Source organism: Polaribacter filamentus, from assembly GCF_002943715.1.
In the GTDB taxonomy this organism is placed as follows: domain Bacteria; phylum Bacteroidota; class Bacteroidia; order Flavobacteriales; family Flavobacteriaceae; genus Polaribacter; species Polaribacter filamentus.
Genome location: NZ_MQUA01000013.1, coordinates 840,614 through 866,009, shown reverse-complemented (window position 1 = coordinate 866,009; position 25,396 = coordinate 840,614). Strand labels below are relative to the sequence as shown.

The window sequence follows — 25,396 nt, the reverse complement described above, 5'->3', positions numbered from 1 at the left end:
GAAAATAGTATGGAAAAGAGTGTTCAAGTATATCAGCATAACTACTTAACTAAAGATCTCTTTAATGTATTAAAGAAAGATAATCAAATTTCGATGTCAACAAATATAGTTGATCAAAAATTAGCGAACGGTTTTGAACTAGAAACTGCGATAAAATTAAAGAGAGGCCTCACTAATGCTCAAAATTATTCTTATCGCAAATTAAAGGGAAAAGCTGAAGATCTTATCAAGTTGATAAATTTAGAAATTGAATAAAATAACGAAAGGCTAACTTAAGACGTATATAATTTATTGCTAGTAATGGCTTACTTACGAAAATCTTAGCGGATTTTCCTAGTTGGTTCTGTATTTGCTAACTTTAGTGCTTAAAACACGCAACAAATCAGATATAAACACGTTAGCTGCAAGCTGATAGAAACTAATAAACACAAAAGATAATAAATGGAAAAATTAAAAGGAAAAGTAATAATCATAACAGGTTCTTCAAGAGGTATTGGATTGACCGTTGCCAAAACTCTTGCTAAAAATGGTGCAAAAGTGGTGGTTAATTATTCAGGTAGTGAAGAAACAGCCAAAAGTGTAGTAAATGAAATTTTACAAAGTGGTGGCCAAGCTATTGCTATCAAAGCTGACGTTAGCAAATCGGAAGACGTAAAAAAATTATTTCAAAAAACCATTGAAAAGTTTGAAAAAATTGATGTATTGATAAACAATGCTGGAATTGCAATTTATAAATTGATCAAAGACACAACGGACGAAGATTTTGATAGAATTTTTGATATCAATGTAAAAGGAGTGTTCAACACAATGAGAGAGGCATCTACACTTTTAGCAGATAATGGAAGGATAATAAATTTTTCGAGTTCTGTAACACGACTAATGTTACCGACTTATGGAACATATTCCGCAACTAAAGCTGCAGTTGAACAGCTAACTAGAGTGTTTGCGAAAGAAGTAGGAACTAAAGGAATTACAGTAAATTCTATATCACCAGGTCCAGTTAATACGGAACTTTTCAAACAAGGGAAAAATGAGGAGGTTATCAACCGTTTGGCTTCAATGTCTGCTTTTAATCGAATTGGCGAACCTGAAGACATTGCAAAAATCATCTTATTTCTTGTAGATGATGATTCAAAATGGATAACAGGTCAAAATATCGGAGCAAATGGCGGATTTGCTTAACTAATAAAGCCAGCAGCGAATATTATATATAAAAAATAGCGGATTAAGTGCTAAAACAAAAGATAAATAAAAAGAATAAAGGTCAGTCATAATCCGAAAATTAGTTTTTAAAATTTCGTAACTTTCCTTAACACAATAACTTTAAATGTAATAAAAATTAGGATGGATAATTGCAAAAAATGTAATAAAAATTTTGAATTTTGGAATGTATATAAAAGTTATTGGAAAGGAAAATGGACTGTAAAATGTTCGAATTGCGGAACTGAACATGACCATAAGATTATGAATAAATTACTATTGGGTGCGGTAATATTCGTCCCAGTTATCATTTACACTTTAATAAGCTTTAACTATCAACCAAATAATATTTTAATTGCCGTAATTATGTATACTGTAATTTACATATTCGCAGGGTTCGTCGTTTCTCTTATTACAACTAGATTATTCAAATTTAAATTAATTGAAAACGAAACTAAAAACGACATCTAACAAAGAACTGAGTTTTAAAAAAAACAATTTCTACGTGAAATTTGGATAATAGTTTTTCTGTCATTGTTGAAATAGCATACATCTTCTTTAGTCGATTTATTACCAATATAACAAGCAATAATTTTTTACCCCTAGCCTATTTTAATACTGAAACTTTTAACCAAAAGAAGGTTAATGTATCATACGAAAAAACAAATAGTTCTTAAAAAACCTGTTGATACTTTGTAAAAAAATGACTATATTTAAAATTATATAAAAATAGCTACTACTATAAATGAATACTGCAACTAAAAAGTTCTGTTATCCCCTCTTTTTGAAGTATTAAAGGTTGTTTGAGAAACTATATACCTAGTTGTAAGCAATTAAAACTGAAGTCTAATCATATCCGAGAATTAACTCTGCCTGGAAGAAAAAAATAAAAGATTAAAAAAATATAATTGACTATAAACGGAGTTTTTTTGATAAAGAAGTCAAAATTGCAAGTGTTCAGTACTCCTAAAAAATTTAATGCGTGAAATATTAAAATTAAATTAAAATGAAAAAAATTAATTTCATCGTTAGAACTATCTTAACAATAGTTTTCTTCTCTTCAGTAATTTACAGTTGTTCAGAAGATGGTAATCAACTTGCTGATTCTACGAATTCAGTTTATAATATTAAAACAATTGATAATTATCAAAACAAAGGTGGTAAAACAACTAAGTGAATTAAAGGTAAAAGAAATAGTTGTAAGCACTAATGATGAAGAAAAAAGTTTTTGCAATTTTAAAGTTGAAGCAATACAAATCTATAATTTAAAAGAAGAAGCTTTAAAATTTAGCACCAAAGGAAGCGGAAATAGTTGTGTTTTAACGATAGATAAAGAGCAAATTAATTTTTCTGGAGATACAGAAGATATTCCAGAAATGCGTACTTAAAAAAATATTGATAAAGTTTTTGTGTGTATGAATGTACCTTACACAATGACTATATAAATTGCTGACGGAGTTTGAGCTTTTAAACAGAAAAAAGTATATCTTTATAGTTATAGAGAAACTGAAGGTTTAAGTGATATTGAAAAGTTTAAAAAGATTGTAAACAAAAAAACACTGATATTGAGGAAATTCAATAGAATTGGTACCCAAACAGAAAATAATTATTAATTAAAAATAGATATTAAATATGAAGAATTTAAAACTGAATAATTTTAAAACAGGAATCTTAATTTGCTGTCTGGCATTATTCTCTTGTGCAGAAAATGCAGAAAAAAAAGCAATTGCTAATTTATCTGCAAAAAGCGATAGTACTGTTTCTGGAACCTTAACTTTTACAGAAATAAATGGTAAAGTAATGATGAAAGCAACCATAAAAGGATTAACTCCTGGAGGAACAAACGCTATTCATATTCACGAAAATGGAGATTGTTCATCTGATGATGGAACATCTGCTGGAGGACACTGGAATCCATCAGGTCACGATCATGGAAAATGGAAAGAAGGAGATTTTCATAGTGGAGATATTGGAAATTTAGAAGCAGATGAAAATGGAGTTGCAACCATTGAAAAAGAAAGCGACTTTTGGGCTATAAATGGGGATGATGAAACTAAAAATATTGTTGGTAAAGGAATTATAGTGCATGCAGGAGTTGATGATTTTAAATCTCAACCTTCTGGAGCAGCGGGTGCAAGAATTGCTTGTGGCGTAATTGAAGTAGAATAATTTTACTAAAAATATAAGTTATAGAAAGCCACTAATTTTTTAGTGGCTTTCTATTTTTATTTATTTTATGTTAAAAAATTATAAATTAACTAACTGTTGACTCACATAAATTTTTAGTGATTTACAAGCGCTACTTTCCATATATGTGCTCGTTGTAGCACATTTGAGGAAAAATCCGAACTAAAACCAATAAACACGTCAAAACTGACAAATATAATTATAAAAAGAGCTTATGAATGGACTAATTTAATGAGGAATTTTGGAGTTTATCTTGAAGACAAAAAGGTTGGAACTGTTGCGAATGGCGAAACTACTGAATACGAAGTTAAAACTGGAAAGTACAAATTAAACTCAAAAATTGATTAGTGTGGGAGTCGAACTATTGAATTTGAAATCAAAGAAAATGAAACAAAGACAATAGAATTATCTGGATTCAAATACGGAACTCTGATTTTGCCTATAATGTTAGTAATTTTACTAATCTATGTTGTTGCTAAAACTGAATTTAATACTGATTTAGATTTTTTATGGATTTTTGGAATTATATTATTTTGTTACCCTTTGTATTATATGACTTTTGGAAAGAAGGAATACTTAAGAATAACTGAAACAAAATAAAAACGTGCTACAACACCGTGTATTAAATATTGTTATATTTAGCAAAACTAAAAGTTATTGCATTTTTGCAAACTACTGAATTTCCTTTGGAAATTCCTCGTTTACAAAAATACAACATTCAATACACAAAACCGTTAGGCGGAATGTAACAGAACTACTAACTCTTCGTCTTCCATTAACAAACCAATCAGAAAACCCAAATGCAAGAACGTTTAACGGAACGAAAAAAAACTTGGAATACAATCTTTATTTTCCTAGCAGTAGTTACAGTTATTAGTTCTCTATTCTATTATGCCATAGTTAATTTATATCCTTCACGAATATATATTGGAGGTTTAATGTGGTGTCCGGCAATAGCCACAATAATAACATTAAAAATAAAAGGACGCTCTATTTCTTCTCTAAATTGGAATTGGGGAAATTGGAAATATATTCAATTGTCTTATTTCATTCCAGCTATATATGGCTTAATAACTTATATATTAATCTGGATTTTCGGATTTGGAGGTTTCGCTAATAAAAAAGTGATTTCTGATTGGGCTAAAGAACTTGGATTAGTTGGAATAGGAACTCTAAATACAACATCTTCAATAATTATAGCTGTAATATTATTAGGAACGGTTGAAGTGATAAGAGCATCAGCAACGACTTTAGGAGAAGAAATTGGATGGAGAGGTTTCCTTATCTATGAATTAAAAAAGGTTCTTTCTTATACTGGTGTATCGGTTTTTAGTGGAATAATTTGGGCGTCCTGGCATTGGCCATTAATTGTATATTATGGCGAAAATGTAATCTTGGAATTGACTACATTTTATGTTGTTATTGTGTCGATGTCATTTATTATGACTTACTACACTTTTAAATCTAAAAGTCTATGGCCAGCAGTAATTTTTCACTCAGTAAGCAATGTGTATATTCAAAAAATATTACCTGAATTAATAATTAAAAATGAAGGATCAGCACATTGGCTTGGCGAAAACGGAATTATGTTTGCAATTGTGACTTGTGTTTTTGGGATCTATTTTTGGAGAAAAGCAATTAAAGAAAAATTGTAAATAAAAAACACAGCGCCCAGCAAGTACTGTGGTAAAAAACAAGTAAAATCTCATTAATTTTTCACTAAAGTACTTCTATAGGTGTCATCATATATTAATCCTGATTTTGCTATTGCAAATGCCTGTTTTAATAGCTTATTACAAACTGCAATTAAAGCTAATTTTTTACGCTTACCTTTTGCGACTATTCTATCATAAATTGCCTTACACCCTTTATTATATTTATAGGCATTAAAGCGGCACATAAATAATAAATTTCGCAGCTTTTGATTTCCTATTTTACTAATTCGTGCTCGACCATTTACACTAGATCCACTTTGCCTAATTATAGGAGTTAATCCTGCATAACTACATAACTCACTGCCACTTTTAAAGCGATCGAATCCATCAGTTAAAACCACTAACATTAAGGATGTTTTCTTTCCTATTCCTGGAATGCTTTTCAAACGTGTTAAAACATCTTTGTGCACTTCATTTACCAACAACAAAAGCTTTTCTTCTATAGTATCTATTTCTTTTTTGAGTTGTCTTAAACTCCTTTTTAAGGAAGTAACAACTAATTTACTAGGGTGCCCTAAAACAACTTCTCCATGTAATTTATTCTTAAGCATAGTGCTCTGCTTTGTATATATAGAGAGTAATCTAGTCATTTGAAGACATTCTAATTGATGTTTTGAGTTTCCTTGCCAAAGCTTTAAATCTGCTTGTTTTGTGTATTCACAAATAAGTTTAGAGTCACTTTTATCTGTCTTTATTTTAGATAGTTTCATCTGAATAAAACGTTTTAACGACAATGGATTTTCTACGGATAATACAACGCTATTCTCCTGTAAATAATACGCTAATTGATAATGATAATAACCCGTAGCTTCCATCACACAATGACTATTAAAATCCAAGAGTTTTTTAAAATAGGTGTAATCTAGTTTTTTCGGTGCTTTCGAATCGCTTGGTTGCAAGGCGGTATTCTTGTTATAAAAAAATAAAGAGATTACAGGCACGTACTGATCCGCTTTTAATAATGAGAGAAAACAACTAAAAATAAATCTTATTTTTAAATAACTTTTAAAAATCTTAGCAAAAACAAAAGCTAAAATCCTCATTTAATTTATAATTATTGGATTTAAAACAACGTATATAAACTTTATATAATCAGGTTTGATTAGATGGCGTTCGCTAATAAAGTATTTTATTATCTGCGATATTTAACCAAAAAATAATATATTTGTTTACGTATAACCAGTTGGCTGTAATTTCAGCCTTTAAATTACAATAATAACTAATAAAAAGGATTTATGAAAAAAAGACTATCATTTGGAATTTTAATATTTTTAAGTTTATTTATCTTCTCTTGCTCGAATGATGAAAATACAAACAGTAGTGGATTAACTGAATCGCCTGAAGCAATTATACAGTTTGACAATAGTAATTTTGGAATTTATAAAGGCGTGTTTATTGGTTCAAGTGGAATTGTTGTAATAAATGTAAACAACGAAGGTAAGGTGTCTGCCACAATGATAATCGATGGAACAACTTATATTTTTACAACAAGTGAAGTTACTCAAGAAAATCAGCAAACTGTAATTAATTTTACAAGTGGAAATGATAGCTTCACATTTTCAGTTTCATCAAACGGAACAAATCCAGAAATCTCTAATTTAACGATTGCAGGACATCCTAATGCGAATATTATTCTTGTAAAAGAAACATCAGTCATTTTGACTGAATTATTTGAAGGTTCATATGCTGGTATTGGTAATAGTACAGATGCAGGCACTTTTAACGCAATAGTAGCAGGAAATAAAATGGCAGTTCTTGCTTATAGCAATACGAATAATGCGTATTTTACAATAGATGGTACAATTAATAATAATTCTATTTCTGGAGTTACTTCCACTGGAACTAATGTAAATGGAACTCTTAATGGTAATAATATGATTGGCACTTGGAACGATAGTCAGTCTAATGAAAACGGAAATTGGTCGGGAAAAAGAACTTATTAAGGAGAAATACAAACTACAGCCAACAAAGTATATAAAAATTTGCTAGTTTTAGCTAAACCAAAGTTAGTTGCGTATTTGCTTGCATCTGATTTTCCTTCGGAAAATCCTCGCAAACAAACACGCAACTTTCATTATACGTAAACCTTGGCGGTAATCCGAATAAAATAAAATTATGAATAAGACTTCCTTGATAATCATTATAATATCTCTAGGTGTCGGGGTAATTATTGAAAATCAGTTTGATATATTACCGAATTTCCTGAACAAAGAAGAACAAAATATTGAAATCAAAGAAGCTCCGAAATGGAGTGATGAATTTAATATTGTGGAAATTAAATCTCCCATAGATGAAACGCTGCAATCCGCATATTTTTACAAAACTAAATCGCTTGACCCACAACCTTTAATAGTTAGTCTTCACACATGGAGTGCCACTTACACTCAGTACGATTCAATAAATGATTTTTCATTTGAAAAGGACTACAACTATATCCATCCAAATTTTAGAGGTGCCAACAATACGAAAGATGCTTGTTGCGGTGAAATGGTAATATCAGACATTGATGCGTCAATAGATTTTGCTATAGAAAATGCAAACGTAGATACATCAAGAATTTATGTAATTGGAATGAGTGGAGGCGGATATGCAACTTTAGCAATGTTTATGAAATCGAAACATAAAATTAAAAAATTCTCGTCCTGGGTTCCTTTGGTGGATTTGATACAATGGCATGAAGAAACTAAAATCCTCAAACTTGAATATGCTGCTCAAATTCTTGCTTGCACCCAATCTGAAGGTGACGTTTTAAATGAGGAAATTGCGAAGCAGAAATCACCAATATTCTGGAAAACACCTATTGATAAGTTGAATTATTCAACATTAGAAATATCAACAGGAATATATGACGGCATGATTGGGAATGGTGTTATTCCTATTACCCATTCCATTAACTTCTATAATAAATTACTTAGGGATCTCAGTGTGCCTGATAGTACTAAGTATGTTTCAGATACCGAAAAATTAGCACTCCTTGAATTCAGAAAACCGCTAGGTGAATTTGGACAAATTTCAGGAAGAGAAGTAATACTTCGTAAGGAAACGAATAATTTCAAACTAACATTATTCGAAGGAGGCCACGAAATACTCAAAAAATACGCTTTTGAAGAATTAATAAAATAACTACCACCAACAAAAGTTAAAAGGCATTAAAACGTATTTTATTAAGGTCGTTGTAAACAATTATGACCCGTCCTGAATAAAGGCTATATAATTTTAAACATTATGTACAGAAATGACAAAGTAATTAGACGTTACAGTGAACCTTTTAAATTAGAAAATTATAGGCTTTCTTTAACCAATAAAAATAATGGCTAACAAAGGTTGTATGCTATTAGGGTTTTGGACTTAATTTAAAGTTGGTGTTGTGTTCATGAGATCAATGCTTAAACGAAAGTGTAGGTTTCTTTGAGCAGCCAAACAAAAAATTAGATAAAAAACTTACTGAAAAGTTAGAAGAAATAGGAAACATTAAAATAAATATAACATGTTTAAATTAATTAAAATTAGTTCACTTTTAACTTTTGCGATTCTATTGAATAGCTCTGTGTCTCTGAAAATAAAGAGGTACATTCTACCACTAAAAATCTATTAGAGGACACACCAAAAGTAAGTACAACGCAAAAGTATATTTATTCCATGGATGAATCTTGGAAGCATTGCTATGATAAATTCAAAGGTCAGGGGAAAATTGTAATGCTTAATTCACTGAAGTTTAAACCTACTGCAGACTATACGGGAATAGAGGTTTCGAATATTCAAAAAGATAAAACAGGAAAAGAAACCTATCAATACTATCTAAAACAAGTTCGAAACAATATTGAAAAAACGAAAGTTGGAAGCATATTATATTATGGTGAAAGCCAAAACTTCTTAATTGGGCCGCAGAATGAAAAATGGGATGCAGTATTATTAATCGAGTATGACTCGATGGACGACTTTGCGAATGTTATTGAGAGTGAGGCTCATCAAAAAATTAAAGGACACAGAAAAGCTTCTTTAGAAGACTCAAGGATATTACCTGCTTCAAATTTTAACATTCAAGAGGTAGAAAAATAAAATATTGATACCGATGCTTATAACGTATCATGGTAAAGTTTTTTAATTGCCTTATGCCAAAGGATTATCATACAAACACGCTACCAATAATTAAACAAAACGAAATAATAAAATTTTCCACAAGCTTTAATCAATTTATGAATTTTCTCAAACTCATATTCTTCTGGCTGATCATCACAATAGCCTGTTCTTGTAATTTTAAGCAAAAACCTTCTAATGGTGATTACCAAGAATTTGATGATTTTTTTCAAAATTAGTTACTTGAAACGCGCAACAAACCGTATGCAGATACCTTGGGCATAGTTTGAACGAAATGAAAAAAATACTGATAATTTTATTAATAGGAATTTCTTATACAGGATTTTCACAAACAATGACAGAAATTGATGCTGTTTCTTATGTAATGTGTGAATATTTGAAAATTGAGAATGATACGCTAAAAATAAACTCATTATATGAAAAACAACTTTATCCATATCTTGGAAAAAATTGAGCAATCAAAAACTCAAAAAGGTTAGACAACAAATTTATTATTGACTCCAAAGGAATTGTGTGGAATTTCGAATTTATTAGACACAGATTAAAACCGCCAAAAGAAACAGTTACGAGAATAACAGAAAAAAAAAATCTGAAATTTCTAAAAAGCAACTCAAGGAATTTAAAAACCAAAGAGAATTTTATTATTTCGAAGTTGCTGGAGATGCGACAAAAGTAATAATGGAAAAAGGAAACTGGACAGACTCATTTTCTGATAAGACATTTTCTAAACTGACTTATAATTGGATTAACGAAACAGAATTTGAATTAGTCTTTTTAAACAGGCATAACCAAAACCCTTTTTATCTTCGTTTAAAACAGCAGCAACAGCTTATTTGGCGTTTTCTTCGGCAGCATCATGAATTGTTGCTTACTACAATTATGTCGTTGACTATATTCGGAATATCACCAATGACATACCCAACAGAATCGGCTTCATTAAAAGCAGGAATAATAACGTTTATTATGGACATTGGTTTTTTAGATTTCAGTGCAAAAGTACAACAGTTTTAAATGTAATTAGTTTGCACTCTTTTCTAAATCCATTGGTTGATATTCTTCCTGCTGTGCAGGAACAATGTGTTTATCAAAATACCAAGATGACCATTTTTCGAGCGTCAAAAAAATAGCTACACCTAAAATTACAGTAATAATAGCAACTAGAATAAGATTTTTACGTTTACGTTTTGGGTTAATAGAACATTGGTTTTGTTTTTTTCTAAAAAGATAAATACCATAAGCACCAATTAGCACTGCAGCACCTCTTAAAATCCATGAACCTAATCCAACCGAACCATCTTCAGCATAAAAGAAATCAGCAAACGAAATGGCATAAATTCCACCCATTAATCCAAACATAAATAATACCGCAGGAGCAACACAACATAAAATACCAGCAATACCAGCTGATGCTGCAAATTTAAAAGCCCATTTAAAAATATTAGGCTCTTTTTCTTGTAATTGATTTGCGTTTTGTTCCATTAGGTTTAATTTTGTGTTTCAGGTATGTATTAGACGCTAAAAAAATATTTCCTTTCGTGTATAAAGTTAAAAATTCCTTAAGACCGAATATTTGTTTTGTAATACTTTTGTAATTCTTCTGCTGAAGCACCAAACCACTTTTTACTATAAATAGTCCAAAATGATATGGTAACCGCCAAACACCATTTTTTTTGTAGCATCGTGCTGATGTTTTTAACCTCTTATTAATAACTGTAAACTCATTACGTTTGTAAAGTTCGTTCATTAAAATATTTTCTTCATAATTAATATAGTTTTCGTTCTAACCACCAACATCAACGAATAAATATTTGTTAATAAATAGGCTTTGGTCGCCACAGCGACAAGCTCTCCATCGGAATTGTGTAAACCAGCCAGCTAACCTCAACTACCAATGATTATGGTCAAATTGCATTCTAAAACATCCTGCAAAATGATTTTTTTCGACTTCATTTATAATGTATTGATCAAAGTTTTTTGGCGGAACAGAATCTGAATGTAAAAATAGAGTATGTTACATTATAGAAAGTAACAATGAAACAAGGTCAAATTTTGGTATAAAATGAGATAAATATATTTATCAGATTTTATCAAAAGAAGATGGATTTTATCTAATGACAGTAAATATTCCTGGACAAGAAACTTTTGAGAAATTTAAAATGTATTACAAATAAAAAACTATGCCCAACAAAGAACTTAGTTAAAAAACAAACAATTTATCCGTTAAATTTATATAGTAATTCTCTAACATTGTTAAAGTAGAATAAATCTCCATTGTTTGTTTTATTGCCAATACAACAAACTATAATTAGTACTATCTATTTTTAACCCTACCCTATTTTAATACTGAAACTTTAACCAAAAAAAGGTTAATTTATTTTAGGATAAGAAAATAGTTCTTAAAAATATTTTTAATACTTTGTAAAAAAGTGACTACATTTCCATAATCTAACAAATTAGCTACTACTATAAATTAGTACTACAGCTTAAAAGCATTGATATCCCTACTTTTTGACTTATTATAGGTTGTTTTATAAACTAGTATGACTAATTGTGCTTCATTATGACAAACCACTAACCATTGATAAAATTATTTAGAAAAATACGATACGACCTAATGAAAAAAATAAAACAGGAAAGTACTTTAAATATGCCTTTGGTGAAATTGTACTTGTGGTTATTGGGATATTAATTGCATTGAGTATTAATAATTGGAATGAAAACAGGAAAGAAGGTGTTAACTAAACTAAGATATTGAAGACACTACAAGACGAGTTCTTACAAAATAGAATTACTATAGACTCAACACTAAAGTTACTAAACACTACTGCAGCTGGATTGAGTTTTGTATTAAATAACATTCAGGTACAAGCCCACAAAAAAGTTAGCAAACATAGCAAACAAACCAAACAGAAAATATGAAAATACGATACAACCTTATGGAAAAAAACAAAACAGGCAATTACTTTAAGTATGTAATTGGTGAAATTTTACTTGTTGTTATTGGAATTTTGATTGCTTTGAGTATAAATAATTGGAATACTAATAAGCAAGAAACGAAGGAACTTCAAAATTACCTGAAAAATATAAAAAACAATTTGCATGCTGATCTTATAGGTATAAAAGAGATTAGCGTATTCAGAGATTCATCTTCTGCATATTCTCGAAATTACTTAAGATTAGCACGAAAGGATGAGATCTATATTAATGATTTAATTATGATTAATAATTCGGATTATAATGTATTCAAAGATGAATTTTTTAAACCCCATAAAAGCGGCTTTGAAACACTAAAAAATTCAGGATATATTGGAAAGTTAAACGGTACTAAAATAGAAGCAAAATTAAACGAATATTATTATATAATAGATAAGATTAATGAAGAAGAAGAAAGTCTTAATAATACAGTTGAGTCTTTAGAAATAATTGCACATAGTGACAATAATAAACTTCGATTAATCGAAATTTGCCAAGATATTACAAAAGTTGAAGCAAATTTTAACACGCCTAAAAAGGAAATAATGAAACTATTAAATCATCCTAGTTGGAAAGGGGCAAATTTAAGAAATAGTGACACTAGTAATTTGCACCAATTTTATACACAAATTGAGAAGCTGGCTAATGACTTAATTTCACATATAGATAATACTATAAAAAATCATAATTGAAATTAGAGAAAATGAGAATATGTGCAACTGATTATAGTGGTAATAAAGAGTGTTTATATATTAAATAATTAAAAGGTAGCTGCTAAGCCGAAAGTATCAACAAGCCTGTTACTTTTTAAACAAGACCCTTAGCAGCTATATATAGTTCATCCAAAAACTTAGAAACAATGAAAAGAATACATTTACTAGTCGCTTTACTTTTATGCTTTAACTATCTAGGGTTCACGCAGCAGTTAGAATCTTATGATTATTTAAAGTCTAATAGGGAAATGATTCAATACGGGGTTCAAGCAATTCTCACCTGTAACGGGCTTTTCACCTCTAACAGAACTCTTGAGCAGATTTATGATGAGGAACTCAAATATTTAAAGCAACCTATCGGAACTGCGCAAGGTGGCGACTATATGATAGATTGGGATAGAAAAACGGTTACCATCGGTTCTACCGAAAATACTCCGGTGATGCGCGCAGTATTCAGAGAAGGAATTGGCTGTATCATTCTAGCACCAGACCAATCATTTGAGATAATTGACGATCTTCCTATACAAAGCCTTCCTGCACTTCCTGGCGATCCGGCTACTATACCTTGGCCTAAAGGTGATTTGGTAAATAAACAAAAGCTACCAAAGTATATCGATGCAGATTTATTGACTGGAGCTTCAAAATGGTCCTTTGAAAGGGAATCTCCTGAGCAAGTCACGCTCAGTTTGGTTGTTGTTCACAAAGGTGAGATCATTCATGAAAGGTATGCAGAAGGTATTGACATGTTCACCAAAACACGAACATGGTCTACAGCCAAGAGTATTGCCGCAACCTTGATAGGTATGCTGGTAGATCAAGGAAAAATGGAACTAGATACACCACTGGGAATTGAATGGCTCCCTAAGGAAGCAACTTCTGAAAATGATCCTCGTGCAAATATTACATTAAGAAACTTATTAAATATGTCTAGTGGTCTTTATACGGTAGATAGTCGCGGTATGGAAAATGCAAATGGGTCTGGGCTTTCTTATTGGGCAGGAGCAAGCTCATTAAACGGAGCAAGAAATAGAGGGCTCATCAGAAAACCAGGCAGTTTTTGGGACTATGAGAACTATGATACAATTCTAGCTTTGTTGGCGATGAAAAATGCCCTAGGTGACAATAAAACCTATATTGAATATCCAAGGAAAGCGTTATTTGATAAAATTGGAATGAGAAATACTTTCGCTAGCACCGACAGATTTGGCGATTTTATTTTTAGCAGTCAGGTATATACTAACGCCAGAGATCTTGCCCGATTTGGTTTGCTTTATGAACAAAATGGGGTTTGGAATGGAGAAAGGATCCTCACCAAAAAATGGATAGACTTTGTGAGAACACCTGCACCATCTACCGCAGAGCGTGGCAATTTTTATGGAGGACAATGGTGGCTAGTTCCAGATGATCGCAATGACGTACCCAAAGACGCCTATTTTACCGCTGGAAATCGGGGACAATATGTTATTGTAATTCCTTCACATAATTTGGTAATTGTAAGAAGGGGTCTTGATTATGGCAAGCAAGGGTTCAATATATTGGACCTAACAAGGGAAATATTGAAAGCATTCCCTATTGATTATAAAACTGCAAATGATTAAGGGAAGTGGATTTAAAGATTAGTATATCTAAGAGTATGCCCTCTACAAAACTGTCATGATCTCTCACAATAAAATGGAATGTCCAGCTATTGTATGCTCATAAAATATTATGAACCCCTACTCGACTGTCACAACAAATAAAGCCTTCAATTTGAAGTTATCAAACATTTTTAAATTTAATAAAACGCAGCATTATGGCAGTAGATCTAAGAATGAAAATTCTACTAGTTGAAAGATATAGATAACCGCTTAAAGAAGACATAAGCGCAATACGCACAAGAGTACATGTGTAAGATTCAATAATTCATTACTTAAATGACTTTTAATATAAAAAGTATAATAACCAGTTATTTGAACATAAAAATAACTGGATTTACAAACGGAAAAGAAGAAGCTTTACAATTAACATCTGTAGTGCCATTTTTGGTAGAAGATATGTTAAAAAGTAATGGCGGAATTTACTCTAAAATAGCAGATTGGAATCCTTATGCTGTTGAAGACGGTTTATTAATAACTGGACAAAATCCTGCACCTTCCGAATGGATGTACTAATTTAGCTTACAGTTAGAGTTAAGAATAAAGCCTTAATTTTAATTTATGAAACAACAAAGAAAAATTTATGATTCAGTTTTTAAACGAAAAGCTGTTGAATTAAGTCAATAAAGGTCAAACATTTCAGAATTGGCTAGAGAACTAGGAATTAGAGTTACTCTGCTATATAAGTGACGTAAAGAACAAGAAGAATTTGGAGAAGAAAGTTTTACTGGAAAAGGAAATCTAAAATTATCTCCAGAACAAGAAAAGATTCATCAGTTGTAAAAAAAGCAATAGGTATTTTTTCCAAGAGTGATCGATGAAATACATTTTTATTAAAAATCATCTGCAAGTATTTCCGATTGAAAAGATGTGTAAATTTTTAGAAGTAAGTTCCAGTAGTTATTACAAATGAAAAGCTAAACCTATCTCAAATAGAGTGCTTAAAATGAATCTTATAAAAGAAAAAATAACATTCATTTATTTTTCATCAAAGCAGCGTTATGGAAGTCCTAGAATTACAATAGAATTGACTTCTTTAGGGTATCAAATATCTAGAATTACAGTCGCAAAATATATGAGAGAACTTGGATTAAGAAGTAAACTTTGTAAGAAATTTAAAGTTACAACCAATTCGAAACACAATTATTTAGTTGTAGAAAATATTTTAAACAGAGAGTTCACTGTTGCTAGTCCATCAAAAGTTTAGGTTTCTGATATCACTTATATTCAAACTAAAACAGGATTTTTATATCTCACCTCCATCATTGATTTATATGATAGAAAGATGATTGGATGGCCTTTAATCCATGGTATGAGCACTGAAGAAACAAGTTTGGCTGCTTGGAGAATGGCTATTAAAAATAGAGCTGTTCAAAAAGGTTTAATTTTTCATTCGGACAGAGAGGTTCAATATGCTAGTAAAAAATTTGCTAACACTATTGAATCATATCGCGTTAAAAGAAGTATGAGTAGAGAAGGGAATTACTGGAACAACGAAGTAGCAGAAAGCTTTTTTAAATCCATGAAAACAGAATTGGTCTATGGAAATAAACTCATCTCTAAAGAACAAATGAAACTTGAAATCTTTGAATACATCTAAATTTGGTTCAACAAAAAAAGAAGGCACTCGGCACTTAATTATATGAATATAGAGGAATTTAACAATCAAAAAAAGAAATATAAAAATGTAGCTTAACTCTTTCTGTAATTTTTGTTTGCATATCCAGCCATAAGATTTACACCCTATAAAATTAATTGAGTTATATACTTAGTTTTTTTACTGATAATCAGCTGATTGAGGTATTGTTTTGTTTTTAAAACCTAAACTATTACAGAGATTCACCTTGAAACAACAACTAATAAAAATTAACACCTAATAATAAGTACTTTATAAAATTGCTTAAGCGTATAACTCAAAAGATTAATTTCTTAGTTTAAGCTTATCTTAAAAACTCTAGTTGACTTCTATCTGTGATTTATTTTAGGGCTTAACTATAGAAATTATTCTTTTACAGCTACTTTGGCCGTGCTTAAAAACCAGTACTTTATTCGATTTTTTTTCTTTTATTAATACTCTATTCATTGTCTGTTTGTTCATTCGCACAGCTTAAAAAAGTCAATAAATTGGCATTCTTTTTAAAGAAAGGAACCAACCTAGTGTTCCAAGAGGTAACATCTTTATCATATAGCTCTTGAAGTTGATTTACTCAAAAAAAACATGCAAATGACTCCGGCAGAATTTAAAAAACTTTACAAACCTTCAAGTTATAATAACTAATTGATTAATAAATTTTTAAGTGTATTCAAAGTAGCTTTCCTATAAATGAAGACACTTTTTTGTCTGACATTATAGGACGGTGTATTAATATGTTTAAGTCAAAATATATTTGCCACATCAATCAAAATAACGAACAACAAATTAATATGAAAACAATATTTAAAAACCTGAAATTAGGTGTCAGGGGGATTACCATTAAAGGTCTATTACATATTATTAGCCTACATATATTAACCAAAAGTATTTACTTTGAAGTATATTTTTAGTTCATTAGTAATAATTAACACCTTATATGACAACAATAAACCCAATAAAATTTGATCATAATGTAAATAGTTTTTTATCAAAACCATTTAACTAATCTTATTCTAATTTGCATGGAGACCTAAAATAGACCAGCAACTGGTTTGAGTTGAAAATAAGATTTAGTTTACAATAATCATGTAACCTATTTATAAAATAATATAACATTTAAGCATATACTGTCTAGTATTTTTGAATAAAATAGTTGAAATTTTATATAGATAAAAATTAAAGCTCAATTTAAAATATAAACGTATTCTGAACAATTATTTTTTTAATTCAAAAAAAGAAATTGTGTATACCGTTTGTCTATAGAAATTGTTGTTTCAGCGAAAAGAAAGCCGTTTTGGTTTTTATAATAAATATATTTAATCAGTATACAGATGTAATTGTATCTCTAGTAATTTTTAAAAAAGAGGATGTACTTTATTTAGATGGAATTTACCGATCAATAAAAAAAACAGTACGTTTTATAGGTGGTAAATAATTGTTTAAACCACAATTTTGAAAAAAAACAGACTATTATGACTAAAATATTAATTGTAGATAACACACTGGAGGAGAGAGAAGATGTTTACAATACTCTCTTACTTGAAGGGTATCAAGTTTTTCAGGCTGAAAATGGAAGTGTTGGTTTTAAAAAGGCATTGAAAGAGAATCCAGACCTTATTATTTCAGAAGTTGTTTTACCCGAACTTACAGGGTTAGAGATGCTTAAAAAACTTAATAAAGAAACAACAACAAATATTCCTTTAATTTTTCTTTCTAAAAAAAATAAAAAAGAAGATGTTAGAAATGGAATGAATGCTGGGGCAGAAAATTATCTGGAAAAGCCTTTTGATAAAAAAGAGTTGATTACAGTTGTTAAAAGAATTATAAACAAACAACAATTAACAAAAAATAGGATCCAAAAAGTAGCAGAAAAAGATAATTACTTCCAAAAAGAAGCCGGTAGAATAAGTAAAATAGGCTACTGGACCTATGATAAGCAATCAAATACAAGAACTTGGTCTAAGGCGGTTCTCGATATTTTTGGAATTAACCAAGAAGAAATTCCATCATATGATATCATGCTTAATTGCTTTAACAAAGACTCAAGAACAAAACACAATAAAGCAGTTATAAACCTTGCTAAGAATGGAGAGTCTTATGATATGGAATTTGAGATCAAAAATTTAAAAAATGAAAAGCGTTGGATACAAGATATAGGAGAACCCATATACAATTCTAAAAATCAAATTATTGGTCATAGAGGTATCATTCGCGATATTACGGTATTAAAAAAGAATCAAGATGCATTAAACCAATCAAATGAACGATTTGAAATGGTCGCTCTTGCCAACAATCATGCTGTTTGGGATTGGAATATCTTAGACGGAAAAATTTATAGGAACAAGACCGGTTTTAATCAAGTATTTGGCATGGATTCTAAAAGGCTAGTGGAAGAAACTTATCATGCAGGTGCATACATTCATCCAGATGATCAAAAAAGAATCGGAAAGGAATTAAAAATATTAATAGCATCTCTTGATGTAAATAACTTTTCATTAGAGTATCGCACACCAGGTATTGACGGTAAATTCATGCATATAAGTGACAATGGATATATTGTACGTAATAACAAGGGCAGAGCTATAAGAATGATTGGAGCTGCAAAGAATATTACCAAAAGAAAAAAAGCGGAACAATTAATGACTGATGAAAAAGAGATCATGGAGAAAATTGCCGCCAATGTACCTCTAAAAAGCATACTTAAAGCCATTGCATTTGCTATTGAAAAACAGATCGATAATTCAATCTGCTCCATTCTTTTGATGGATTTAGATGGAATTCATTTAAGACATGGTGCTGCACCCAATTTACCAAAAGACTATAACCTTGCTATAGACGGAGTTGCTATAGGAGAAAATACAGGGTCATGCGGAACTGCAGCTTATAAAAAAAAGGCAGTTTTTGTTTCAGATATTGCTACGGATCCGCTTTGGGAAAATTATAAAAAACTAGCATTATCCCATGGATTAAAAGCGTGTTGGTCACTCCCTATTATTTCAAAAAAAGAAGATATCGTATTGGGAACTTTTGCAATTTACTACACTGCAATTACAATACCTAATCCATTAGACATCGAATTATTAAAACGAGTGTCTAATTACATGAGAATTGCAATTGAAAAAAATACATCAACCAACAAATTAATTAAGAGTGAAACAAAATACCGTAAATTATTTGAACGAAATCTTGCTGGCACCTACCAAACAACAATTGACGGTAAAATTTTGAGAGCGAATACTACTTTTGCCAACATCGTTGGGTATAAAACTTCAGAAAAACTTCTGAAACAAAATGCAAATACCTTTTATTTTTCCAAGGAAGAACGAGAAGTCTTTTTAAAAGATATAAAGAAAAAGAAAAAACTGATTAACCGGGAAAAAATTCTGAAGCACAAAAACGGCTCCATAGTTTATTTACTAGAGAACTGTTATTTGCACAAAGACCCATTATTGGGTGAAGATATTATTGAAGGTGTAATGATTGATATTACCGAACGTAAAAAGGTTGAAAAATCATTACAAAAGTCTTTCTCTAATATTGAAGCAATCTTAGAATCGACTGCTGACGGTATTTTAGTAGTTGATGAAGTTGGCAATATAGAACGCTACAATAAAAAATTTTTAGAACTATGGAGTATTCCAGAAGAGGTAATGCTTTCATTGGATGAGAACACAGGACTTGACTACATTGTACATCAGTTGGCAAACCCACAAAAAATGCTAGCCAAAGTAAAAGAACTATATGAGAATCCAGAAGCGATAAGCTCTGATATTATTGAATTAAAAGACGGCCGTGTATTTGAAAGGTATTCGCAACCAAACGTTATGAATGGGGTTAATAGAGGGCGTGTATGGAGTTTTCGAAATATTACCGAACGAATAAACGCAGAGAAAGAAAAACAACAATTGTTTGCTTTAATTGAAACCAGTCAAGATATTATAGCTTTTGGAGATGTGAATGGAAACCCAACATATATGAACAAAGCCGCAAGAAAACATCTAGGCATTGATGATGAAAAAATGCCTTCTAACTTAAAGGTCCATGACTTTTTTGATTCTAAAGAAATTAAATTTATAACAGAGGATATTTCAGAGTATCTAAAGAAAGAAGGAAGATGGGAAGGTGAAACGCACATAGTAAATATTAAAACTAAGGAGAAGATCCCAGTACACATGTCTGCTTTCGTAATCAGAGATAATATTACCGGAAAAGCGATTGGTTTGGGTAATGTAAGTAGGGATATTACCGAACGACAAAATATTGAAAAATCATTAGAAGAGTCTTTCTCGAATATTGAAGCAATCTTAGCAGCAACTGCTGATGGTATTTTAGTGGTTGACCTTTTAGGAAATGTTATCAGCTATAATGAGAAATTTCGAGAATTATGGGACTTACCTGCAACGGTTTTAAATAATAACCAAAAAGGTTTAGGAAGACTTGATCTCATTGTAAATAAGTTGGTACATCCAGAAGTATTTATTGCAAAATTAACCGAATTATATGCAAATCCCGAAACGACTAACACTGATATTATTGAATTAAAAGACGGCCGTGTAATTGAAAGGTATTCGAACCCAAAGTTTATTAACGGAGTTCATAGTGGTCTTGTAATGAGTTTTCGAAATATTACCGAACGAATAAACACAGAGAAAGAAAAACAACAATTGTTTACTTTAATTGAAACCAGTGAAGATTTTATCGCTTTTGGAGATATGAATGGAAACCCAACATTTATGAACAAAGCTGCAAGAGAACATTTAGGTATTGATGATAACAAAATGCTTTCAAACTTAAAGATCGATGACTTTTTTGATTCGAAAGAAATTAAATTTATAAAAGACGGTATTTTAGAAGAAAAGGGTAGTATGAAAAAGGAAGGACGATGGGAAGGTGAAACGCACATAGTAAATATTAAAAATAAGAAGAAGACCCGCGTACACATGTCTGCTTTCGTAATCAGAGATAATATTACCGGAGAAGCGATTGGTTTGGGTAATGTAAGTAGGGATCTTACAGAGATAGAAAAAATTAATAAGAAACTAGTAAAAGCCAATGAAAAAGCAGAAGAACTGGCGGGTTTCAAAGATCAGTTTTTAGCAAATATGAGTCACGAGATACGCACACCTCTTGGTATTATCATAGGCTTTACTAAAATATTACTCCGTAACGCTGCTGATGAGAACCAAAAGGATCAGTTGACCGCCATTAAAACTTCTGGTGACACCTTATTAGTCGTGATCAATGATATTTTAGATTTATCCAAAATAGAAGCGGGTAAAATGACACTTGAGAAAACCGAATTAAAAGTACCTGATTTAATCAATACCGTTCTTAATAATTTTAAATTACAATTGGAAGAAAAAGAACAAACATTAAAAACGGACTATGATAAGTGCCTTCCAAAATGGTTACTTGGTGATCCCGTTCGCATCAATCAGATATTATTTAACCTTATCGGCAATGCAATAAAGTTTACCCCATCTGGAGGTTTTATTGGTGTAAAGTTAAATTTATTAAAACAAGATAAAGAAAGAGTATTCATTGAAATTATTGTGTCTGATTCGGGTATTGGTATCCCGAAAGATAAAATAGATAAAATCTTCAACCAATATAGCCAAAGCAACGAGTATACTACTCGAGAATATGGGGGCTCGGGGTTAGGGCTAAATATAGTTAAACAATTAATAGATTTGATGCAGGGAACTATTTTGGTAAAAAGTAGCTTGGGTAATGGCAGCACATTTACTATTACCATTCCATTATTAAAAACTTATACAATAGAAAATAAAACTAAAAAGATTGTTTCTAATGATGAAAAATTAGAACCCTTAAAAAATATAAAAATATTGATCGTTGACGATATGCTTATAAATCAATTTTTAGCAAAAACCATTATAGAACATCTAGGATTTAAATCTGATATCGCAGATAACGGGGAAATTGCCATAGCACTATTAGAAAAAAATGATTACGATATCATCCTAATGGATTTACAAATGCCTAAAATGAATGGATGGGAAACATGCATACATATCCGTAACAAAATGCGGGGCCAAAAATCTAGAACTCCAATCATTGCTCTTTCAGCTGATGTATCAAAAAGAGATATAGATAGATGCAAAGAGGTAGGTATGGATGATTATGTATCTAAACCAATAAATGAAACAGAATTACTAGAAAAGATCACTCGTTTGGTAACAAGAAAAAACGATAAAATAATTGAGTATCAACAAGAAGCAACAAAAATTTGCAACTTAAAGTATTTAAAAGACCATTTAAACAACAAGCCAGTATATATCACGGAGATGTTACAGATGATTTTGAAAGAAATACCCGTAATTATTGAACAGGCTAATAAGTCTATAGCTGCTGGCGATTGGAAAGGCTTACACCGCAAAATGCATTCGATAAAACCAACACTTATTTTAATGGGGTTGCCAAAAGCGATTATAGCGATTTCTAAACAAATTGAAGAAAACGCTGAGAAGGAGGAACATTTAGATGTAGTGTATGCACAATTTATAAAGCTAGAAAAGGCATTAGAAAAGGCATACACAGAGTTAGAAGTAGAATTAAACACTATAAAAAGTTAATATTTTGAAAATTTATATAAAACATATGGTAAGTAATCGCTGTAAATTGGCGGTGAAACAAAAGCTTATAAATTTAGGTCTTCATTTTAGTATTGTTGATTTAGGAGAAGTAGATGTCATGGAAAACATCACTACCAAAATGCGAGCGCTATTGAGTATTGAATTAAACAGCATAGGTTTTGAGTTGATTGACGACAAAAAAACAATACTGATTGAACAAATAAAACGCACAATTATTGAAAGTATCGACCATAAAGAGGGGCTCATTAAAATAAACTTTTCTAATTATTTAAGTGAAAAATTAAATTACGATTATAAATACCTCGCAAATTTATTCTCTGAAGTTCAGGGTACTACCATTGAGCAGACTCTAATTATTCATAAAATAGAAAAAGTAAAAGAGTTAATTACATATGGAGAACTAAGCATTTCAGATATTTCAAGGTATCTAAATTACAGCAGCGTGCCACATTTATCTGCTCAATTTAAAAAAGTTGTTGGCATTTCACCTTCTCAGTTTTTAAAATTAAAGAACATCAGAAGAAAGCCGCTCGAAGAACTTGGAAAATCAGCCAAGAGCCCATCATTGAAAAGCCTAAGTAAAATAACAAGCGAAAATAAACTAAAACTTTTCTTGGTTGAAGACAACCCTGTTTTTTTAAGAATGTTAGAGTTACAGTTTCTTGAACTTGGTAATTTTGAAGTAGAAACATTTACCACAGGTGAACTTTGTATTAAAAATTTAGTACACAATCCAGATATCATCATTTTAGATTACCATCTAAATAGCATTGTTGAAAATGCAATGACAGGTATTGAAACCATGGATAAGATAAATTCTTTGAATGCTAGTTTTCCTATTATCATGCTATCTTCTCAAGATAAAATTGAGGTTGCAGTAGACTGCCTGCACCATAAAGCAGTTGATTATGTGGTGAAAAATGAAACGGCCTTTCTGCGCTTACAGAAAACTATTACGACCATTTTAAGTTATCAAAAAATGGAGAAAAAATTGAGCTGGTTTGAAAACAGAATGTAGTAGGGCATAATTACATAAGCTGCAAGTAGAATTATATAACAATACAAGTTAAAAAGGTCAGTACGTTTGCAACCCTTATTTTAAGTAGTTTAAGATAAAATATTAACAAGCTTTTTTAAAATAATAAAAAACAATACATATGAATAATTTAAAAATTTTAGTAATAACCGCTTTAATCTTTTTCATCGGTACTTTGTTCACTAATGCACAGACTACTGAAATATTAAGCCTTAACGCTAATGTAGTTCAAGCTAGACTTGTGAAACCACTAGTGCTTTCAGCCAACGGTACTGCTTTAAATTTTGGAAGTATCGTTCTAAAAACTACTGTGGGAGGTACCGTTATACTAGAACCGACAAGCCAGTCAGCACACACAACAACCTTTAGTGATGCCGCCAATTTATCTACTATTGGTTTAGCTGGTGGAACAACATTAAGATCTACTATACCATTATTTACTGTTACATCGGAAATACTTTTAGCCTATAAAATAACAATACCAGATGATGCTACTGTTGTAGTTACAGATGCTGTTTCAAATACAACGATGACAGTAACGGCTTTTAAATACTTACACAGTAAACTAGCTGGCCTATATACCTCTGGAACAACTGCTAGCAAATCGTGGGCATCAGCTGACGGAAGTGATACATTTGCATTAGGAGCAACATTAACCATAGCTGGTAGCCAAGCCGCTGGAATTTATACTGGAACATATGCTATAAGCGTTCAATACGACTAAATAAAATCATTTATATATTTTCTACCTTTAAAAAATTCTTTTTATGAATAGTAAAATATTATTTTTAATCCTGTTTATAACAGTAAATTTTCAAGTTAAAGTTTACGCACAAGGTAATTTATTAATAACTCCTACACGATTAGTTTTTGAGGAAAACAATATTAAAGAAGTAATTAACCTGGTAAATTCTGGAAATGAGATAGAAACATATGTTGTATCATTTGTTGAACGCCGTATGAATGAAGACGGTACTTTTACAGTAGTTACCGAACCAGACCCGGACCAGAATTTTGCAAAACCATACCTTAGAATTTATCCACGGACAGTTACATTGGCACCAGGAGAAGGTCAGGTAGTGATGCTGCAACGTATAAGAGATAGAAACTTACAAACAGGCGAATACCGATCACACCTATATTTTAGATCTACCACCGATTATACCGCCCTAGGACAAACACTAAACGATTCTATAACCGGAGTTAGCGTTAACTTAACACCCATATATGGTTTGACTATTCCAGTTATATTTAATACAGGTAAAGTAACTTCTACAGTAACTCTAAGTGACCTTAAACTGGAAAGTCAAAAAGACATCAATCTCATTAATTTTACCATAAATAGAGCAGGTAACAGCTCTGTTTATGGTGACTTCACTGTTGAATATTTGCCATTAAAAGGAGAACCTATTACAATTGGAGTCATAAAAGGAGTTGCTGTTTACACCACTATTAACCGGCGCTTTATGTCTATTAATGTGATTAAACCACCTTTAATAAATTTTATAGAAGGAAGTCTAAAAATAACTTATAAATCCCGACCAGAAGCGAAAAAAACTACAGTTTTTGCAGAATCAACTTTAAAACTATAAA

General features: G+C 30.8%; 22 protein-coding genes and 2 pseudogenes. 21 read left to right on the top strand and 3 right to left on the bottom strand.

Annotation, left to right across the window (positions count from 1 at the left end):
• Positions 1-9 precede the first annotated feature (9 nt).
• The 6 genes from BST83_RS06065 (at position 10) to BST83_RS06040 (ending at position 5,042) form a co-directional block, all read left to right on the top strand.
• The gene (locus tag BST83_RS06065) at positions 10-255 is read left to right on the top strand and encodes a hypothetical protein (protein WP_104809012.1); all 246 of its coding nucleotides are present in this window, start codon (positions 10-12) and stop codon (positions 253-255) included.
• A gap of 186 nt (positions 256-441) precedes the next feature.
• The gene (locus BST83_RS06060; protein WP_104809011.1) at positions 442-1,182 is read left to right on the top strand and encodes an SDR family oxidoreductase; all 741 of its coding nucleotides are present in this window, start codon (positions 442-444) and stop codon (positions 1,180-1,182) included.
• A gap of 162 nt (positions 1,183-1,344) precedes the next feature.
• Positions 1,345-1,671: a TIGR04104 family putative zinc finger protein gene (locus BST83_RS21410; RefSeq protein ID WP_104809010.1), complete on the top strand. Its 327-nt coding sequence runs from the start codon at positions 1,345-1,347 to the stop codon at positions 1,669-1,671.
• Positions 1,672-2,336: 665 nt separating this feature from the next.
• Positions 2,337-2,588 carry a hypothetical protein gene (locus BST83_RS06050; RefSeq protein WP_146092118.1) on the top strand — a complete coding sequence of 84 codons (252 nt, stop codon included), beginning with the start codon at positions 2,337-2,339 and terminating at the stop codon, positions 2,586-2,588.
• A gap of 244 nt (positions 2,589-2,832) precedes the next feature.
• Entirely contained in the window at positions 2,833-3,369 is a 537-nt protein-coding gene (locus BST83_RS06045; RefSeq protein WP_104809008.1) for a superoxide dismutase family protein, read from the top strand.
• 818 nt (positions 3,370-4,187) lie between these two features.
• Positions 4,188-5,042, top strand: coding sequence for a CPBP family intramembrane glutamic endopeptidase (locus BST83_RS06040; protein ID WP_104809007.1), 855 nt, complete (start codon positions 4,188-4,190; stop codon positions 5,040-5,042).
• A gap of 53 nt (positions 5,043-5,095) precedes the next feature.
• Here BST83_RS06040 and BST83_RS06035 read toward each other — a convergent pair whose 3' ends face one another.
• Complete coding sequence (locus tag BST83_RS06035) at positions 5,096-6,001, bottom strand: IS110 family RNA-guided transposase (RefSeq protein ID WP_240614809.1); 906 nt, start codon at positions 5,999-6,001, stop codon at positions 5,096-5,098.
• Positions 6,002-6,337: 336 nt separating this feature from the next.
• Between BST83_RS06035 and BST83_RS06030 the strand changes: the two genes are divergently transcribed.
• From BST83_RS06030 to BST83_RS21405, 5 genes are all read left to right on the top strand, one after another.
• Positions 6,338-7,045, top strand: coding sequence for a hypothetical protein (locus BST83_RS06030; RefSeq protein ID WP_104809006.1), 708 nt, complete (start codon positions 6,338-6,340; stop codon positions 7,043-7,045).
• Between the two features lie 172 nt (positions 7,046-7,217).
• Positions 7,218-8,225: an alpha/beta hydrolase family protein gene (locus BST83_RS06025; RefSeq protein WP_104809005.1), complete on the top strand. Its 1,008-nt coding sequence runs from the start codon at positions 7,218-7,220 to the stop codon at positions 8,223-8,225.
• A gap of 516 nt (positions 8,226-8,741) precedes the next feature.
• Entirely contained in the window at positions 8,742-9,161 is a 420-nt protein-coding gene (locus BST83_RS06020; protein WP_104809004.1) for a DUF1330 domain-containing protein, read from the top strand.
• A 313-nt stretch (positions 9,162-9,474) separates the two neighbouring features.
• The gene (locus BST83_RS06015; RefSeq protein WP_104809003.1) at positions 9,475-9,654 is read left to right on the top strand and encodes a hypothetical protein; all 180 of its coding nucleotides are present in this window, start codon (positions 9,475-9,477) and stop codon (positions 9,652-9,654) included.
• Between the two features lie 224 nt (positions 9,655-9,878).
• The gene (locus BST83_RS21405) at positions 9,879-10,211 is read left to right on the top strand and encodes a hypothetical protein (protein WP_104809002.1); all 333 of its coding nucleotides are present in this window, start codon (positions 9,879-9,881) and stop codon (positions 10,209-10,211) included.
• 6 nt (positions 10,212-10,217) lie between these two features.
• Here the strand turns inward: BST83_RS21405 and BST83_RS06005 are convergent, their stop codons facing one another.
• Positions 10,218-10,679, bottom strand: a complete 462-nt coding sequence (locus BST83_RS06005) for a hypothetical protein (protein WP_104809001.1) — start codon at positions 10,677-10,679, stop codon at positions 10,218-10,220.
• 77 nt (positions 10,680-10,756) lie between these two features.
• Positions 10,757-10,879: a hypothetical protein gene (locus BST83_RS21400; RefSeq protein ID WP_367889147.1), complete on the bottom strand. Its 123-nt coding sequence runs from the start codon at positions 10,877-10,879 to the stop codon at positions 10,757-10,759.
• An 899-nt stretch (positions 10,880-11,778) separates the two neighbouring features.
• Here BST83_RS21400 and BST83_RS20550 point away from each other — a divergent pair.
• From BST83_RS20550 to BST83_RS05960, 10 genes and pseudogenes are all read left to right on the top strand, one after another.
• Positions 11,779-11,927 (top strand): annotated as a pseudogene (locus tag BST83_RS20550) (DUF6090 family protein); the annotation flags it as partial.
• A 209-nt stretch (positions 11,928-12,136) separates the two neighbouring features.
• Complete coding sequence (locus tag BST83_RS05995; RefSeq protein WP_146092117.1) at positions 12,137-12,865, top strand: DUF6090 family protein; 729 nt, start codon at positions 12,137-12,139, stop codon at positions 12,863-12,865.
• A gap of 167 nt (positions 12,866-13,032) precedes the next feature.
• Positions 13,033-14,484, top strand: coding sequence for a serine hydrolase domain-containing protein (locus BST83_RS05990; protein ID WP_104808998.1), 1,452 nt, complete (start codon positions 13,033-13,035; stop codon positions 14,482-14,484).
• A gap of 360 nt (positions 14,485-14,844) precedes the next feature.
• Positions 14,845-15,036: pseudogene (locus BST83_RS05985) on the top strand (type 1 glutamine amidotransferase domain-containing protein); the annotation flags it as partial.
• A 430-nt stretch (positions 15,037-15,466) separates the two neighbouring features.
• Positions 15,467-15,727 (top strand): IS3 family transposase, encoded by a 261-nt coding sequence (locus tag BST83_RS20545; protein ID WP_240614672.1) that lies wholly within the window; start codon positions 15,467-15,469, stop codon positions 15,725-15,727.
• Positions 15,728-15,736: 9 nt separating this feature from the next.
• Positions 15,737-16,120: a DDE-type integrase/transposase/recombinase gene (locus tag BST83_RS20540; protein ID WP_367889189.1), complete on the top strand. Its 384-nt coding sequence runs from the start codon at positions 15,737-15,739 to the stop codon at positions 16,118-16,120.
• Positions 16,121-17,625: 1,505 nt separating this feature from the next.
• Positions 17,626-22,746, top strand: a complete 5,121-nt coding sequence (locus tag BST83_RS05975; protein WP_104808997.1) for a PAS domain S-box protein — start codon at positions 17,626-17,628, stop codon at positions 22,744-22,746.
• A 4-nt stretch (positions 22,747-22,750) separates the two neighbouring features.
• Positions 22,751-23,785, top strand: coding sequence for a response regulator (locus BST83_RS21395; RefSeq protein WP_367889146.1), 1,035 nt, complete (start codon positions 22,751-22,753; stop codon positions 23,783-23,785).
• A 259-nt stretch (positions 23,786-24,044) separates the two neighbouring features.
• Complete coding sequence (locus BST83_RS05965) at positions 24,045-24,527, top strand: DUF4402 domain-containing protein (protein ID WP_170062748.1); 483 nt, start codon at positions 24,045-24,047, stop codon at positions 24,525-24,527.
• Between the two features lie 43 nt (positions 24,528-24,570).
• The gene (locus tag BST83_RS05960; RefSeq protein ID WP_104808994.1) at positions 24,571-25,395 is read left to right on the top strand and encodes a fimbrial biogenesis chaperone; all 825 of its coding nucleotides are present in this window, start codon (positions 24,571-24,573) and stop codon (positions 25,393-25,395) included.
• Position 25,396: the final 1 nt, after the last annotated feature.

Excerpts from the sequence above, each read along its gene's own strand:
- BST83_RS06065 (WP_104809012.1), top strand. The coding sequence starts at position 10 with ATGGAAAAGAGTGTTCAAGTATATCAGCATAACTACTTAACTAAAGAT.
- BST83_RS06060 (WP_104809011.1), top strand. The coding sequence starts at position 442 with ATGGAAAAATTAAAAGGAAAAGTAATAATCATAACAGGTTCTTCAAGA.
- BST83_RS21410 (WP_104809010.1), top strand. The coding sequence starts at position 1,345 with ATGGATAATTGCAAAAAATGTAATAAAAATTTTGAATTTTGGAATGTA.
- BST83_RS06045 (WP_104809008.1), top strand. The coding sequence starts at position 2,833 with ATGAAGAATTTAAAACTGAATAATTTTAAAACAGGAATCTTAATTTGC.
- BST83_RS06040 (WP_104809007.1), top strand. The coding sequence starts at position 4,188 with ATGCAAGAACGTTTAACGGAACGAAAAAAAACTTGGAATACAATCTTT.
- BST83_RS06030 (WP_104809006.1), top strand. The coding sequence starts at position 6,338 with ATGAAAAAAAGACTATCATTTGGAATTTTAATATTTTTAAGTTTATTT.
- BST83_RS06025 (WP_104809005.1), top strand. The coding sequence starts at position 7,218 with ATGAATAAGACTTCCTTGATAATCATTATAATATCTCTAGGTGTCGGG.
- BST83_RS06020 (WP_104809004.1), top strand. The coding sequence starts at position 8,742 with ATGGATGAATCTTGGAAGCATTGCTATGATAAATTCAAAGGTCAGGGG.
- BST83_RS06015 (WP_104809003.1), top strand. The coding sequence starts at position 9,475 with ATGAAAAAAATACTGATAATTTTATTAATAGGAATTTCTTATACAGGA.
- BST83_RS21405 (WP_104809002.1), top strand. The coding sequence starts at position 9,879 with ATGGAAAAAGGAAACTGGACAGACTCATTTTCTGATAAGACATTTTCT.
- BST83_RS06005 (WP_104809001.1), bottom strand. The coding sequence starts at position 10,679 with ATGGAACAAAACGCAAATCAATTACAAGAAAAAGAGCCTAATATTTTT.
- BST83_RS21400 (WP_367889147.1), bottom strand. The coding sequence starts at position 10,879 with ATGCTACAAAAAAAATGGTGTTTGGCGGTTACCATATCATTTTGGACT.
- BST83_RS05995 (WP_146092117.1), top strand. The coding sequence starts at position 12,137 with ATGGAAAAAAACAAAACAGGCAATTACTTTAAGTATGTAATTGGTGAA.
- BST83_RS05990 (WP_104808998.1), top strand. The coding sequence starts at position 13,033 with ATGAAAAGAATACATTTACTAGTCGCTTTACTTTTATGCTTTAACTAT.
- BST83_RS20545 (WP_240614672.1), top strand. The coding sequence starts at position 15,467 with ATGAATCTTATAAAAGAAAAAATAACATTCATTTATTTTTCATCAAAG.
- BST83_RS05975 (WP_104808997.1), top strand. The coding sequence starts at position 17,626 with ATGACTAAAATATTAATTGTAGATAACACACTGGAGGAGAGAGAAGAT.
- BST83_RS05960 (WP_104808994.1), top strand. The coding sequence starts at position 24,571 with ATGAATAGTAAAATATTATTTTTAATCCTGTTTATAACAGTAAATTTT.